Genomic DNA, 13,463 nt, shown 5'->3' on the forward strand with positions numbered 1-13,463 from the left:
TCCAATTCGTTCAGGCGGCGGGAACGGCATCGAAACCATACAGCCGCGCCGGGTTGTCGACCAGGATGCGGTCCATGGCCGCGTCGCTGCCAGCCCAGGCCTGCAGCAGGTCCACCAGATCGGCATCGTTCACAGTGCCGGGCGTCTCGGTGGTGTGCGGCCAGTCGCTGCCCCACACCAGGCGCTCGGGCGCAGCCTGCACCAGGGCCTGGCCCAGCGGCAGGGTGTCGGCGTAGCTGGGGCCGTGCACGGTCGAGCGCATGTAGGCGCCCGAGAGCTTGACCCAGGTGTTGCCACCATCGAGCAGGCCGCGCACCACGCCGTAGGCCTGAGCGGCCGCGCCTTCGGCGGGATCGATGCGGCCCAGGTGGTCGATGACCAGGGGCACGGGCAGGGTATGCAACTGCGGCGCGAGCGCGATGAGTTGCTCCGGCTGCGCAAAGACCTGGATATGCCAGCCCGCGCACGCCGGGTGCTCGGCCACCTTGCCGGCCAGGGTGGCCAGCATGGCGGGCGTGGTGGTGCCCCACGATTGGGGCGAGACGAAATTGACCCGCAGCCCGCGCACACGGCGCGCAGCCAGGTGGGCCAGCTCGTCGGCACTCACGTCCTCGCCCACCACGGCCACACCGCGTGCAGCGTCGCCCAACTGGTCCAGCGCATCCAGCGTGCAGGCGTTGTCGGTGCCGTAGGTCGATGGAGTGACCACCACCGTGCGCGTGGTGCCCAGGCGCACCTGCAGCTGCCGGTACACCGCCACAGGGGCCACCGGCGGCGTGCGCGGCCAATGGGCTGACGGCGCAAAGCGCGGGTCAAAGATGTGCATGTGGCTGTCGCACGCGCCGGGCGGCAACTGGCGCTGCGGGCGGTTCAGGCCCACGGAGTGCGGCACGGGGGTGGTCAGCGCTGGCAAAGGCATGGGTCAGTCCAGCTTGATATTGCCCTTCTTCACCACCTCGCCCCACTTCGCGTCTTCCTTCTTCAGGAAGGCGGCGAAGTCTGCGGGCGTGGAGCCGATGGGCTGGGCGCCCAGGTCGGCCAGGCGCTGCTTCACTTCGTCTTCCTTCAGCACCTCTTGCAGGGCCTGCTGCAGTTTGGTGGCCACGTCGGCAGGCACGCCCGCTGGCAGAAACACGCCGTTCCACTCATAAGCCTCATAACCGGGGATGGCCGCCTCGGCCACCGTAGGCACATCAGGCAGGCGCTTGGAGCGCTCGGGTGCCGATACAGCCAGCGCACGCAGCTTGCCGCCCGCCACATGCGGGTAGGTGGCGGCCACGGTGCCGAACATGAAGTCCACCTGGCCAGCCATCACATCGGTGATGGCCGGGCCGCCGCTCTTGTAGGGCACGTGCACCATATCGAGGCCCAGCTTCTGGGCCATCAGCTCCGCCGCCAGGCGCTGCACCGTGCCGCTGCCGCCCGAGGCAAAGTTGATCTTGCCCGGCTGCGCCTTGGCCTTGGCGATCAGCTCGCCCACGTTTTTGTAGGGGGCATCGGCCTTCACGATGAGCACGTTGGGCGCCAGCAGCACCAGCGACAGCGGCTGCAGCGCGTTGGCGGCATACGGCATCTTGGGGAACAGGTGCGGGTTGATGGAGTACGGCGTGGCGTCGTACAGCATGGTGTAGCCGTCTGCCGAGGCCTTGGCCACGAAGCTGGCGCCAATGGTGCCGCTGGCACCGGCCTTGTTGTCCACGATCACGCTGCCACCCAACTTGGCGCCCAGGCGGGTAGCGACCACACGGGCCACGGCATCGGCCGCGCCACCGGGGGCGTAGGGCACGACGATGGTGATGGGCCGCTCGGGGAAGGCGGCGTGGGCCACACCTGCGGCCAGGGCACAGGCAGCGATCAGGGGTTTGAGGAAGCGAAACATGCGTGTCTCCAATCAGTTCTAGGTTCTACAACAGGGCGGCTCAATCAGCTTTGAGATCGAGCGCTTTTGCAATCTGGCTATAGGTGGTCACTTCGCGGGCCACACGGGTCGCAAAGGCGTTGCCACACACCGATTCGGCATCCAGCCCCAGGCCGCGCAGCTTTTCGGCGGCCGATGCGCTCTTGGCAAAGTCGGCGGCCGTGCGCTCCAGCGCCTGGGCGATGGGCTCGGGCAAGCCCGCAGGGGCCAGCACGCCGTACCACACGTCGGCAGCGTAGTTGCCACCGCCCGCCTCGGCAAACGTGGGCACCTCAGGCACCAGGGCCGAGCGCTGGGGCGCGCCCACGGCCAGCGCGCGCAGCTTGCCGCTCTTGATCTGCGGCAGCACCGAACCCAGCGTGGCAAACGAGCTGTCGAGCTGGCCGCCCATCAGGTCGGTCACCACGGGCGCCGCGCCCTTGTAGGGCACGTGGTTGAGCTGCAGGCCCTGGGCGCGGGCAAAGATCTCGGTGGCAAAGTGGCCCGAGCTGCCCACCCCGGCGGTGCCTGCGGTCACGCGGCCGGGTTCGGCGCGGGCCTTGGACTGGTAATCGGCCAGCGTCTTCACCGGCAGGCTGGGGGCCACCACCAGCACCGTGGGGCTGCTGGCCACCGTGCAAAGCGGGCGGAAGGACTTCACTGCATCAAACTTGACGCGGCCCTGGTACAGCGCCGGAATCATGGTGTGGTTGGTGGCGCCGAACAGCAGCGTGTAGCCATCGGCCGGGGCGCTGGCCACGGCCTGGGCGGCAATGATGGTGCCCGCACCCGGCTTGTTATCGATGATGAACGGCTGGCCCAGCGCCTTGCTGGCGTGGTCGGCAAAGGCGCGCGCCACCACGTCGGTGGGGCCACCGGCGGCAAAGCCCACCACCAGCTTCACGGGCTTGGTGGGGTAGCCTGCCGCACCTGCTTGTGCATGAGCGGTGCCATACGCTATCAAAACCATAGCTACCAGCGCTTGAGGGACGAGCGCCAGAGGCGTATTTTTCTTCAACATGGCGAAGACTCCTTCAATCAATGCGGATGCCGCTGGTGCGAATCACCTCGGCCCACTTCGTGGTTTCGGCTTTCAAAAAGCTGCTGAACTCCTGCGCGCTGGAGCCCACGCCCTGCACGCCCAGTTCGGCAAAGCGCTTCTTCATCTCGGGGCTGGCCACGATGGCGCGGGTTTCGGCCTCCAGCCGCTCCAGCACGGGGCGCGGCGTGCCTGCGGGGGCGAACAAGCCATTCCACTCGCTGACCTGAAAGCCCGGCACGCCCGACTCGGCCACGGTGGGCACGGCCTCCCAGCCCTCAGCACGGCGGGGCGAGGTGATGGCCAGCGCCCGCAGCTTGCCGCTTTTGACGAACGGCCCGCTGGCGGTGGTGGCGCTAAACATCACGTCCACCTGCCCACCGATCAGGTCGGTGAGCGCAGGTGCCCCACCCCGGTACGGGATGTGGGTGATGGCCACTTTCTGCCCCTGCTTGAACAGCTCGCCCGCCAGGTGCTGCGCGCCGCCGTTGCCCGCCGATGCGTAGGTCAGGTGGCCTGGCCGCGCCTTGGCGGCCTTGGCCACATCGGCCACCGACTGGAAGGGCGAGTTGGTGGGCACCACCATGAGCAGTGGCACCTGCAGCACCAGCGAGATGGGCGCAAAGTCTTTGGTCGCATCAAACGGCAGCTTGGGGAACAGGCTGGGGTTGACGGTGAAGGCCGTGGCATCGAGCAGCAGCGTGTAGCCATCGGCCGGGGCCTTGGCCACCGCCGCCGCGCCAATGGTGCCGCTACCGCCAGGGCGGTTGTCCACCACCACCTGCTGGCCTAGGCGCTGGCCCAGTTGCGTGGCCAGCAGGCGCGCGGTGTTGTCGGCATTCCCACCGGCCGGGTACGGCACCACCAGCTTAAGGGGCTTGTCTGGCCAGGTGCCTTGCACCTGCACCTGCACCTGCGCCTGCGCCTGGGCTTGCGCGGGTGCCGCGCCCAGCATGCCCGTGGTGGCTGTTACTACTAAAACAATAGCTGCCAGCGCTTTATCCAAGCGCGCTAGCGGCCTATTTTTCTTAAAACGCTGTGGCATGGTGCTTGTCTCCGAGGGCCGCTGGTGCAGCGCAACGCCGATGCGCGCGCGGCCCAGGGCCCTTTGTTTGGGTGGATGGAACGGCGCTCAGGCCGCCACAGCGCTGCGGGCCAGCACGGCCAGCAGGTTCTGGGCGGCGCCTACGCCCATGTTCACGTAGGCATCGCTCGTCACGCCGCCAATGTGGGGGCTGAGGATGAAGTGCTTCTCGCCCTGGAAGGGATGGCCCGCCGTCATGGGCTCCACCGCAAAGCTGTCGAGCCCCGCTGCCATCACCTGGCCCGAGCGCACGGCGGCGAGCAGCGCAGCCTCGTCGATCAGGCCACCACGTGCGGTGTTCACCACAATCACGCCGCGCTTGCACTGCGCCAGCGTGGTGGCGTTCAGCAGGTTGCGGTTTTCGTCGGTCAGCGGGCAGTGCAACGAGATGGCATCCGATTCGCGCCAGATCGTCTCCAGGTCCACCGCCTGCACATAGGCGGGCAGGTTCTTGGCAAACGGATCGAAGCCGATCACGCGCATGCCCAGGGCGTCGGCCATCTTGGCAAAACGCAGGCCGATGGCGCCCAGGCCCACCAGGCCCACGGTGCGGCCGCCCAGCTCCAGGCTCTTGTGCGTGGCCTTGTCCCAGTGGCCAGCGTGCATGCGCGCATCCAATGCCACCACCGATTTGGCGCAGGCCAGCAACAGGGCCAAGGCCTGCTCGGCCACGGCGGCGGCGTTGGCGCCCACGGCGGCCACCACCTCAATGCCACGGGCTTTGGCAGCCACCTTGTCGATGGTGTCGGTGCCGCTGCCGTGCTTGGAAATGACCTTGAGCGCGGGGGCCGCGTCCATCACCGAAGCGCCCACCTTGCCGTAGCGCACGATGATGGCCACGGGGTTGTGCGCACCGCACAGGGCCACCATGTCCTCTTCCGTCGGCGTCTTGCCTGCGTAGACGATCTCGTAGCCTGTGAGCAGATCTAGGGCTTGTTGCGCCAGGTCGGCGCCGGTCACGATGATGACGGGGTGGGTAGCGTTGCTCACAGCGATTCCCCTTCCTTCAAAACACCCGCAGCGCGCAGGGCTGCAGGCAGCCATTTCGATGCGGTGTCACCACGGGCGATGGCTTCGATGCGGGCGGCTTCGTCGGCCACCTTCTTGTCGGCCAGGGCCAGCATGACGGGGGCTTTTTCGCGCTCGATGACGACCACGCCATCGGCGTCGCCCACCACCAGGTCACCCGGGTTGATCACCGCGCCGCCGGCGCTGATGGGGTGGTTGATGCGGCCGGGCACGTACTTGGTCGGCCCTGCGGGGTTGAAGCCCGCGCTGAACACGGGGAAGTCCAGCTCCAGAATTTCCAGCTTGTCGCGGATGGCGGCGTCCACGATCACACCCGCCAGGCCGCGCTTTTTGCAGGCGCTGAGCATCAGCGTGCCCATCAGCGCCGCCGTCTGGTCGCCCTTGCCGTCAATCACCAGCACGTCACCCGGCTGGGCCAGGGCGATGGCGGCGTGGATCATGAGGTTGTCGCCAGGGCGCACTTCCACGGTGAAAGCGGGGCCAGCCACCTTCATGTTCTGGTGTACAGGCGCCACGCGGCCATGCATGGTGCCGCGGCGGCCTGCCACGTCGGCCAGGATGGCGGCTTGGTAGGTGGCGGCTTGGGCCACGACGTCGCCGCTCACGCGGTCAATGGTGCGGATGATTTCAGGGAGTTGGCTCATGGGAGTGGTCCGGTTGAGGTAGTGAAAACGAAGAAGCAGCGTTTTGCTTTTTTTGACAATGGGTGGATCGCGGGTATCAGTCGGCCTTGATGTTTCCGTCTTTGATGACCTTGGCCCACTTGGCCGAGTCGGCCTTTTGCAGGTCACCCAGCTGCTGGGGCGTGCCGCCCACCAGCGTCACGCCCAGCTTGTCGGCCAGGGCGATGAGGGCGGGGTCTTTCAGCGCGGCGGCGATCTCGCGGTTCAGGCGCTGCACGATGGCGGCGGGCGTCTTGGCGGGCGCAAACACGGCCTGCCACTGCTCCACCACAAAGTCTTTGAGCCCCACCTCACCCATAGCGGGCACGGTCGGCAAGGCTTTGAGCCGCAAGGCCGAGGTCACAGCCAGGGCGCGCAACTTGCCCGACTGCGCATGCGGCAGTGCAGCGGCTGCGGGGGCAAACATGAACTGCACCTGCTCGGCCAGCGTGTCTTGCAGCGCGGGGGTGTCGCCCTTGTAGGGCACATGGATAAAGCGCGCGCCGGTTTGCTGCTGCAGCAGCTCGCCCTGCATTTGCAAGATGGTGCCGTTGCCACCCGAGGCAAACGCCAGCTTGCCGGGCTGGGCCTTGGCGGCGGCCAGCAGGTCGGCCACCGTCTTGAACGGCTGGTTGGCGCCCACTACCAGGATGTGGGGGATGGTGCCCACGGTGATCACGGGCTCGAACGCCGTGATGTGGTCATAGGGCAGCTTGGCCATCAGGTGCGGGGCGATGGCCTGCGGGCCGATGGAGGTGCCCAGCAGCGTGAGCCCGTCGGGCGCAGCCTTGGCCACATAGGCCGCGCCAATGGTGCCCGTGGCCCCGGCCTTGTTGTCCACGATGACGTTGGTGGACAGGGCCGCGCCCAGCTTGAGGGCGATGTTGCGGCCCAGCACATCGGTGCTGCCGCCAGCGGGGTACGGCACCACCCAGGTGATGAGCTTGCCCGCAGGCCAATCGTTTTGCGCCCAGGCGGGCAGCCCCGTGCCCACGCCAGCGCCCGCAAGGGCCAGGGTGGTCAGAAGGTGGCGGCGCTGCGCGCCGTGCGTGGATAGGGGAGATACCAAAGAGGTCATGGTGCAAGGCCCTCAGACAGGGGTGGGGGATGAAGAAGTCGAGACCGGCGAGAAGCCGTAGAGCGCGGCAGGGTTGGTGACCAGCACGCGGCGCAGGGCATCCGCACCGGCCTGATCGCACCAGCGCGCCAGCGCGTCGATTTGCATTGCGTCGTCCGGCACGGGGTGCAGGCCAGCACTGGCGGTGGCGTGGGGCCAGTCGCTGCCCCACAGCACCTGCTGCGGTGCGGCACGCAGGTAGCTGGCGGCCAGTGCATCGAGCGCCGGGTCGTCCACCGCGTGGGTGGCGCTGACGATGTAGCCGCCCGAGAGCTTGACCCAGGCCCTGCCCTCGCCCATCAGCTGCAGCAGCAGTGCGTGGGCTGGGTGCTTCCCGGCTCGCTCGGGTGCGATGCGGCCCAGGTGGTCAAACACCAAGGGCACGGGCACACGGCGCAGTACATCGCCCAGCGTGGCCAGCACATCGGGCGGCATCAGCAGTTGCAAGTGCCAGCCCAGCGGTGCAACGCGCTGGGCCAGGGGCACGATGGCATCGACCGTGCCGGTGACGCCCAGCGACAGATTGAGCCGCACGCCGCGCACGCCCGCGTCGTGCAGGGCTTGCAGCTGGGCATCGCTCTCGCTGCCATCGATCACAGCCACGCCCCGGGCCTGCTCGCCCAACGCGGCCAGGCCCAGCAACATGCAGCGGTTGTCCGAACCGTAGGTGGATGGCGTGACCAGCACGGTGCGCTGGGTGCCGATGCGCTGTTGCAGCGCGCGGTAGTCCTGCACCGACGCATCAGGCGGCCGCAGCTTGGCCCCCGGCGCTGCGAGAAAGCGCTGGTCGTACACATGCATGTGGCTGTCGCACGCCCCCGCAGGCAGCGCGGTGTGCGGTGCGGCCGTACCCGCCGAGAACGGTACGGGCGTAGCAAAGCAATCGCGGGTCATGGCGATGGGCTGTCAGCGGGGATGAGCGTGGCGCGGCGCTATCAGTCCAGGCTGGCGCCCGAGTCCTTCACGATCTTGGCCCAGCGAGGAACTTCGGTGCGCAGCAAGGCGCTGAACTGCTCTGACGTGCCGCCCAGCACATCGCCGCCTTCGGACTTGAGCTTGTCAACCACATCCGCTTGCTGCAGCGCCTGGTTGATGGCCTTGTTGAGCTGTGCCACGATGGGGGCGGGCGTGCCTGCGGGCGCCAGGATGCCGAACCAGGTCACGGCCTCAAAGCCCTTGTAGCCCTGCTCTGCCAGCGTGGGCACATCGGGCAGTTGCGATGAGCGCTTGGCCGAGGTGATGGCCAGGATCTTGAGCTTGCCGTTGCGCACCTGCCCCAGCAGCGTGGGTACGGACGACATGTACAAATCAATCTGCCCACCCACCAGGTCCGTCATGGCCTGGGCCGCGCCCTTGTAGGGGATGTGGCGCAGCTGGATGCCTGCGGCGTTTTCTGCAAGTTCACCCGCCAGGTGGGCCACGGTGCCGTTGCCCGAGTACCCCAGGGTGAGCGCATCGGGCTTGCCCTTGGACGCGGCCACCACGTCGGCAAAAGTCTTGAAGCGCGAGTTGGCCGGTGCCGCCATCACGATGGGCGAGGAAGACACCAGCGCCACAGGGGCCAGGTCCTTGATCGGGTCGTAGGGCAGCTTGGCGTAGAGCGAGGGGTTGATCGCCAGGTTGCTGGTCTGGCCCATGACCAGCGTGTAGCCGTCGGCCGCGGACTTGGCGGTGGCGTCCACCCCCAGGTTGCCGCCTGCGCCGGGGCGGTTGTCCACGATGACGTTCCACTTGTTCTGGTCCGCCAGTTTTTGCGCCACGGTGCGCGCAATCATGTCGGTGCCGCCGCCGGGCGGAAAGGGCACGATGAGGCGGATGGGCTTGTTGGGGTAAGCGGCTTGCGCCAGCACCGAGGCGGTGGGCAGAGCCAGGGCAACGGCTGCAGCGGCGGCCACAAGCAGGCGCGAACGCAAGGAACGCGTGGGCGTGGAAATAGGCATGGCGATTTGTCTCCGTGATGGGTGTACCGGTCCCACGCTTGCTGCGTGGTGTGGCGCGACTTTATAAAAACGTTTCAACCCATACAATTGCGTTTCGCACAACGAAACACATTGCACCATGAGCAACCGCCTGCCACGCGCCCGCCCTCCAGCCGCAGCGGCCCCTTTGCCCCCCCTTGCTGCGGCCCCTTCACCCGCCGTTGCCCCCCCCACAGACAGCGATGCCACCAAGGAAAGCGGCGGGGTGATTGCCGTGACCCGCGCACTGCAGCTGCTCGAAGCCTTTGCGCTGGGTGAATCGCACCTCTCGCTGGCCCTGCTGAGCCGCCGCTGCGGCCTGCACAAAACCACCGTGCTGCGCCTGGCACGCACCCTGGCCCTGTCGGGGTACATGGTGCAGCGCGACGATGGCGAGTGGCGCCTGGGCCCTGCAGCGGGCTGGCTGGGCGCGCGCTACCAGGCAGGCTTTGATGTGCAAAACGTGCTGGAGCCCGCGCTGCGCGCCCTCACCCAGGCCAGCGGTGAGAGCGCCGCTTTCTACGTGCGCGAAGGCAATGTGCGCACCTGCCTGGTGCGGGTGGAAGGGCCGCAAGCCCTGCGCCACCACGCGCGCATGGGCGAGGGGTTGCCGCTGGACAAAGGCTCGCCCGGGCGCGTGATCCTGGCGTTTTCAGGCGAGCCGGGCGATGTGTATGAGGAGATCCGCAGGCGCGGCTACCACTGCTCGATTGGCGAGCGCGAGCAAGGCGTGGCCACCGTGTCGGCCCCCGTGTTTGGCATGCACTGGCGCCTGCTGGGCTCGGTGTGCATTTCCGGGCCCGCATCGCGCCTGCCCATGGCCAAGCTGGAGACCCTGGCACAGACCGTGGTCACCGCCGCCAATGCCTTGTCTTATGCACTGGCTGGCAACACCTCGGCCACCAGCGCAGTGCCTGCGCGTGCCAGCCACTGGCACCCTTGAGGCCGCACGGGGCTAGCGGCAACACGCGCTAGCGCCAGGCCCTCGCCCAGGCATCGGCCATGTCAAAGGTGTGCAGGCAGGCGGCCTCATCGCCCACCGAGCACACGGCGCGCTCCAGCAGCTGGATGTCCGCCTCGTGTTGGCGGGCCACGTGCACGTCTTCAAAAAAGACCACCTTCTGGCAGCGGCGGTCCAGCACCAGCTCGGCAATCTGGGCATCGCCGCCCATGGGGCCGCTGCGAAACGGGTGCACCCAGGGCATGTCGGCAGGCCAACCCCGGGCCCACGCCAGTTCATTGAGCTTGCGCCCCGTGGTGCCCGTGGCGTAGCGCACCGGCGTGCGCGACAGCACCTCGAAATGCTGGTCTGCAAACTCCACCATGCGCGCCTTCATGGAGTCGTGCGCAATCAAGGCCAGCGCCTGCTGTGCCAGGGGCCGGATGCCGCCTGCCGCGCCACCACGCAACGCGGGGCCACCGGCGTTGGCCCACTCCACCGCCATCCATTCAATGGCCGCAGCCACGGTGAGCAGCAGCGGCTTGCGGTGGGTGATGCATTGGCGCTTGAGCGCTTGCGCCTCGGGGTACAGCGAGGACGGGTCCAGCGGGTCCATCAGGTAGACCACACCGGCCAGCTCATCCTCAGGCCGAATGCCCCCTGCCACGCGGGAGACCAGCTTCATCAACCCGCCCTCGTGCCCATACGGCAGGCGGTGCAATGCGGGCAAGGTCTGCAGCAAGCCCAGCCGCTCCAGCGCATCGGCAGCCCCACCCACGGCAGCAATGCGCAGTTGCAGGGCCCGCACAGCGGGCTCGCTTGCATGGGCCCAATGCGCCAATGCGCAGGTGTGCGCGCTGCCATGCGCGGTGCGGTGCCGCCGGTGTGCCACCAGCCCGTAGGTGCGTGGCACCGGTGCGGCCTCGCCGAGGGCACCGCTGGCGGCCAGGGGTGGGGTCGCGCTCATGCGCGCTCTCCTTGCGGGGCCACACAGGCGCAGGCGTGCTGCCAGCGCGGGCCCGCAATGCGGGGGTCAAGGGCGGCCACCGAGACTGGGGTGATGGAGACTGGGGCCGTGAGGGCAAGGGCTGGGGCGGCGCGGGTCATGTGCGTTGGGGGGTGATGGGCCAAATGCCCGGGTCAAGGAATGCTCTGCCCCGAAGTTACCCGACTTTGCAGCCCGCGTGCTGCAGGCAGCAGGCGGCAGGCAGCGGATGGCGGCAGGCGGCGCATGGCCCCTTGGCCTGCCCGGGGCATGCGGCCCGTGTGCGCCAGTGCAACCAACCCCGCAGCGCGTTGCGGGTGCCCCCAATCCACTGCGCCGTGGCGATGCAGGCCGCAAATGCTATTAAAACAATAGCTGCCAGCGCCTTATCTGATTGCGCTAGCGCATCATTTCATTCAAAACCGTGAGCCTGAAGCGCCCGCCGCCTCAAAACACCCGCCCCTCCTGCAGGTGCGTGGTCACACTGTTGAGGTGGTAGTCGCCCAGCACCCGGGTCTTTTGCAGCAGCGGGTTGTGATTGAACAGCGTGCGGATGTTGCGCCAGTGCCGGTCAAAGTTGTGGCGGCTGGCGGTGGCCGATGCGCCACCGGCTTCAAACATGCGCTCCGCCGCCCCCAGCGCCAGGCGGCTGACCACCGTCTGCGTCTTGGCCGTGGCCAGGGCACCTTGCAGCACCAGGGCCTCTGCCTGCGGCGCTTGCGCAGCAATGGCCTGGGCCGACCGGTCGAGCTGGCGGGCGTTGTCCAGCACCAGGGCATCAATGGCGTGCGATGCGGCGGCCAGCTCTCCAATCACCAGCTGGTTGAAGTGGTCCTCGCGCGCCGTGGCTGCGGGGCTGTGCATGGCGGGGCGCCCGTGGTCGCGCACATAGCCTGTCGCATCAGACAGCACATTGCGCACCGCACCGGCCGCCGTGGTCACCAGGTGCAGTTGCCGCAGCGCCGAGGTATGGCGCCCCACCAGCGTGGCGGCGTCCCGCGCCTGCACCTCGTCGGCGTACACCCGCACGTTTGTGAACACGATGGAGCCACTGGCCGTGAGCCGCTGGCCAAAGCCGTCCCAGTCGTCCAGGATCTCGATGCCCTCGCGGTCCACCGGCAGGTTCACCGTGACCATGTTCCCGTCGTCGTCCAGCACGCTCACATTCGCGTAATCAGAAAACGCCGTGCCTGTGGCGTAGAACTTGCGCCCACTGAGCCGGAAATCCGCACCGTCGCGCTGCAGCGCGGTGTGCGTGAGGCCCGCGCGCTCGGTGCCGCGCTCGGTGTAGGCGCCGCCAAACAGCGCACCTTGCAACACACGGTCGATCTGCCGCTGGCGGTAGGGGCTGGGCGGCGCCAGGCGCAGCGCCTCGGTGGCGTTGAAGTGGATGCGCAGCGCATGCGCCACATTGGAATCGGCTGCGGCCAAGGTGGCCAGCGCGCCGATCAGGTCTTCGAGCGAGCCATCTGGCCCGCCATCGGCCTGGCCAATGCGCAGCGCGCCCAGGCCCGACTGGCGCACCCGCCGAAACAAGGCATGCGGCAGCGTGCGCTCAGCCTCGCGCTGGGCCGCCCCCTGGGCCACGGCCTCGGCCAGCGCAGGAATGCCCGCCAGAACGGCCGCGCGATCGCGCGGAATCTGCAGTACTTCGTGGGCCATCGGTCACAACGCCTGCGGGGCCGCTGCCACATGGGGCACACGGCCCTCCACGGGGTGGCCGGGGTCGGTAAAGCCGGGGGTGGAGGGGTGGCCTGCCGCCACCAGGCGGTCCACCAGGGCTTCGTCCTCGGGGGTGATGCGGTAGTCGAGCGCGCGCACATAGCCCTCCCACTGCTCCAGCGTGCGGGGCCCGGCGATGGCAGAGGTGATGAGCTGGTTGTTGAGCACCCAGGCCACCGCAAAGTCGGTGGGGCTGATGCCGCGTGCGGCCAGGTAGTCGCGGATCTGGCGCGCAATGGCGATGGACTCAGGCCGCCACTCGGTCTCCAGCAAGCGCTTGTCGGCGCGGGCAGCACGGGACTCAGGGTCCGGGGCCACGCCGTTGTCGTACTTGGCGGTCAGCACGCCACGGGCCAGCGGGCTGTAAGAGACCACGCCCAGGCCGTAGGCAGCGGCGGCGGGCAGTTGCTCGGCCTCGGCCGTGCGGTTCACCAGGTTGTACAGCGGTTGGCTGGCAATGGGGCGGTCAATGCCCTCAGCGTCGGCCAGGTGGGCCACCTCGGCAATGCGCCAGCCACGGAAGTTGGACACCCCGAAGTAGCGCAGCTTGCCCGCGCGGATCAGGTCGCCAATGGCGCGCACCGCCTCGCCCAGCGGGGCATCGAAATCGGCACGGTGAAAGTACAGCAGGTCGATGTAGTCGGTGCCCAGGCGGCGCAGACTGCCCTCCACCGCCTCGACGATCCACTTGCGCGATGTGCCCCCCCGGTTGGGGCCAGCGCCCAAGGGGTTGGCAAACTTGGTGGCCAACACCCAGTCGTGGCGGTCGTGCTGCAGGGCGCGGCCCACCACCTCTTCGGTGCGGCCCTTTTGGTACACATCGGCGGTGTCGATGAAGTTGATGCCCTGCGACTTGGCTCGGGCAATGATGGCGTGCGATGTGGCCTCATCGGTGGGGCCACCAAACATCATGGTGCCCAGGGCCAGGCGCGAGACTTTGAGGCCGCTGCGGCCCAGGTAGTGGTAAGTGGTCAACGAAAACTCCGAGGGGTGGTGAATCAAGGCACGGTGCCGCTGCCAGCACACAGCT

14 protein-coding genes are annotated in these 13,463 nt (G+C 68.2%); 1 reads left to right on the forward strand and 13 read right to left on the reverse strand.

What is annotated here, in order from left to right:
* Window positions 1-10: 10 nt before the first annotated feature.
* The 9 genes from CLU88_RS10880 to CLU88_RS10920 form a co-directional block, all read right to left on the reverse strand.
* Window positions 11-919, reverse strand: coding sequence for an amidohydrolase (locus tag CLU88_RS10880; protein ID WP_099656610.1), 909 nt, complete (start codon window positions 917-919; stop codon window positions 11-13).
* A gap of 3 nt (window positions 920-922) precedes the next feature.
* Window positions 923-1,879 carry a tripartite tricarboxylate transporter substrate binding protein gene (locus CLU88_RS10885; RefSeq protein WP_099656611.1) on the reverse strand — a complete coding sequence of 319 codons (957 nt, stop codon included), beginning with the start codon at window positions 1,877-1,879 and terminating at the stop codon, window positions 923-925.
* Between the two features lie 40 nt (window positions 1,880-1,919).
* The gene (locus tag CLU88_RS10890) at window positions 1,920-2,918 is read right to left on the reverse strand and encodes a tripartite tricarboxylate transporter substrate binding protein (RefSeq protein WP_099656612.1); all 999 of its coding nucleotides are present in this window, start codon (window positions 2,916-2,918) and stop codon (window positions 1,920-1,922) included.
* 13 nt (window positions 2,919-2,931) lie between these two features.
* On the reverse strand, window positions 2,932-3,981 hold the full coding sequence (locus CLU88_RS10895) for a tripartite tricarboxylate transporter substrate binding protein (RefSeq protein WP_099656613.1): 1,050 nt from the start codon (window positions 3,979-3,981) through the stop codon (window positions 2,932-2,934).
* Between the two features lie 87 nt (window positions 3,982-4,068).
* Entirely contained in the window at window positions 4,069-5,010 is a 942-nt protein-coding gene (locus tag CLU88_RS10900; protein WP_199173440.1) for an NAD(P)-dependent oxidoreductase, read from the reverse strand.
* Window positions 5,007-5,693, reverse strand: coding sequence for a methyltransferase (locus CLU88_RS10905; RefSeq protein ID WP_099656614.1), 687 nt, complete (start codon window positions 5,691-5,693; stop codon window positions 5,007-5,009). Before CLU88_RS10905 ends, CLU88_RS10900 begins: the two co-directional genes overlap by 4 nt.
* 76 nt (window positions 5,694-5,769) lie before the next feature.
* Window positions 5,770-6,789 (reverse strand): tripartite tricarboxylate transporter substrate binding protein, encoded by a 1,020-nt coding sequence (locus tag CLU88_RS10910; protein WP_099656615.1) that lies wholly within the window; start codon window positions 6,787-6,789, stop codon window positions 5,770-5,772.
* A 12-nt stretch (window positions 6,790-6,801) separates the two neighbouring features.
* Window positions 6,802-7,722 carry an amidohydrolase gene (locus CLU88_RS10915; protein WP_099656616.1) on the reverse strand — a complete coding sequence of 307 codons (921 nt, stop codon included), beginning with the start codon at window positions 7,720-7,722 and terminating at the stop codon, window positions 6,802-6,804.
* A 41-nt stretch (window positions 7,723-7,763) separates the two neighbouring features.
* Window positions 7,764-8,768: a tripartite tricarboxylate transporter substrate binding protein gene (locus CLU88_RS10920; RefSeq protein ID WP_099656617.1), complete on the reverse strand. Its 1,005-nt coding sequence runs from the start codon at window positions 8,766-8,768 to the stop codon at window positions 7,764-7,766.
* A gap of 118 nt (window positions 8,769-8,886) precedes the next feature.
* Between CLU88_RS10920 and CLU88_RS10925 the strand changes: the two genes are divergently transcribed.
* Window positions 8,887-9,729 carry an IclR family transcriptional regulator gene (locus CLU88_RS10925; protein ID WP_099656618.1) on the forward strand — a complete coding sequence of 281 codons (843 nt, stop codon included), beginning with the start codon at window positions 8,887-8,889 and terminating at the stop codon, window positions 9,727-9,729.
* A 28-nt stretch (window positions 9,730-9,757) separates the two neighbouring features.
* On the opposite strand, the gene CLU88_RS10930 is transcribed toward CLU88_RS10925, so the two are convergent.
* From CLU88_RS10930 to CLU88_RS10940, 4 genes are all read right to left on the reverse strand, one after another.
* Window positions 9,758-10,693: a methylglyoxal synthase gene (locus tag CLU88_RS10930; protein WP_233205436.1), complete on the reverse strand. Its 936-nt coding sequence runs from the start codon at window positions 10,691-10,693 to the stop codon at window positions 9,758-9,760.
* On the reverse strand, window positions 10,690-10,833 hold the full coding sequence (locus CLU88_RS22985) for a hypothetical protein (RefSeq protein WP_158235595.1): 144 nt from the start codon (window positions 10,831-10,833) through the stop codon (window positions 10,690-10,692). The genes CLU88_RS10930 and CLU88_RS22985 overlap by 4 nt, the downstream gene beginning before the upstream one ends.
* A gap of 325 nt (window positions 10,834-11,158) precedes the next feature.
* Entirely contained in the window at window positions 11,159-12,373 is a 1,215-nt protein-coding gene (locus CLU88_RS10935; protein ID WP_099656619.1) for an acyl-CoA dehydrogenase family protein, read from the reverse strand.
* A gap of 3 nt (window positions 12,374-12,376) precedes the next feature.
* Window positions 12,377-13,408 (reverse strand): aldo/keto reductase, encoded by a 1,032-nt coding sequence (locus CLU88_RS10940; protein WP_255410657.1) that lies wholly within the window; start codon window positions 13,406-13,408, stop codon window positions 12,377-12,379.
* Window positions 13,409-13,463 lie beyond the last annotated feature (55 nt).

Origin of the sequence: Acidovorax sp. 56 (assembly GCF_002749705.1) — a bacterium.
In the GTDB taxonomy this organism is placed as follows: Bacteria; Pseudomonadota; Gammaproteobacteria; order Burkholderiales; family Burkholderiaceae_C; genus Acidovorax.

Excerpts from the sequence above, each read along its gene's own strand:
- CLU88_RS10880 (WP_099656610.1), bottom strand. The coding sequence starts at position 919 with ATGCCTTTGCCAGCGCTGACCACCCCCGTGCCGCACTCCGTGGGCCTG.
- CLU88_RS10885 (WP_099656611.1), bottom strand. The coding sequence starts at position 1,879 with ATGTTTCGCTTCCTCAAACCCCTGATCGCTGCCTGTGCCCTGGCCGCA.
- CLU88_RS10890 (WP_099656612.1), bottom strand. The coding sequence starts at position 2,918 with ATGTTGAAGAAAAATACGCCTCTGGCGCTCGTCCCTCAAGCGCTGGTA.
- CLU88_RS10895 (WP_099656613.1), bottom strand. The coding sequence starts at position 3,981 with ATGCCACAGCGTTTTAAGAAAAATAGGCCGCTAGCGCGCTTGGATAAA.
- CLU88_RS10905 (WP_099656614.1), bottom strand. The coding sequence starts at position 5,693 with ATGAGCCAACTCCCTGAAATCATCCGCACCATTGACCGCGTGAGCGGC.
- CLU88_RS10910 (WP_099656615.1), bottom strand. The coding sequence starts at position 6,789 with ATGACCTCTTTGGTATCTCCCCTATCCACGCACGGCGCGCAGCGCCGC.
- CLU88_RS10915 (WP_099656616.1), bottom strand. The coding sequence starts at position 7,722 with ATGACCCGCGATTGCTTTGCTACGCCCGTACCGTTCTCGGCGGGTACG.
- CLU88_RS10920 (WP_099656617.1), bottom strand. The coding sequence starts at position 8,768 with ATGCCTATTTCCACGCCCACGCGTTCCTTGCGTTCGCGCCTGCTTGTG.
- CLU88_RS10925 (WP_099656618.1), top strand. The coding sequence starts at position 8,887 with ATGAGCAACCGCCTGCCACGCGCCCGCCCTCCAGCCGCAGCGGCCCCT.
- CLU88_RS10930 (WP_233205436.1), bottom strand. The coding sequence starts at position 10,693 with ATGAGCGCGACCCCACCCCTGGCCGCCAGCGGTGCCCTCGGCGAGGCC.
- CLU88_RS22985 (WP_158235595.1), bottom strand. The coding sequence starts at position 10,833 with ATGACCCGCGCCGCCCCAGCCCTTGCCCTCACGGCCCCAGTCTCCATC.
- CLU88_RS10935 (WP_099656619.1), bottom strand. The coding sequence starts at position 12,373 with ATGGCCCACGAAGTACTGCAGATTCCGCGCGATCGCGCGGCCGTTCTG.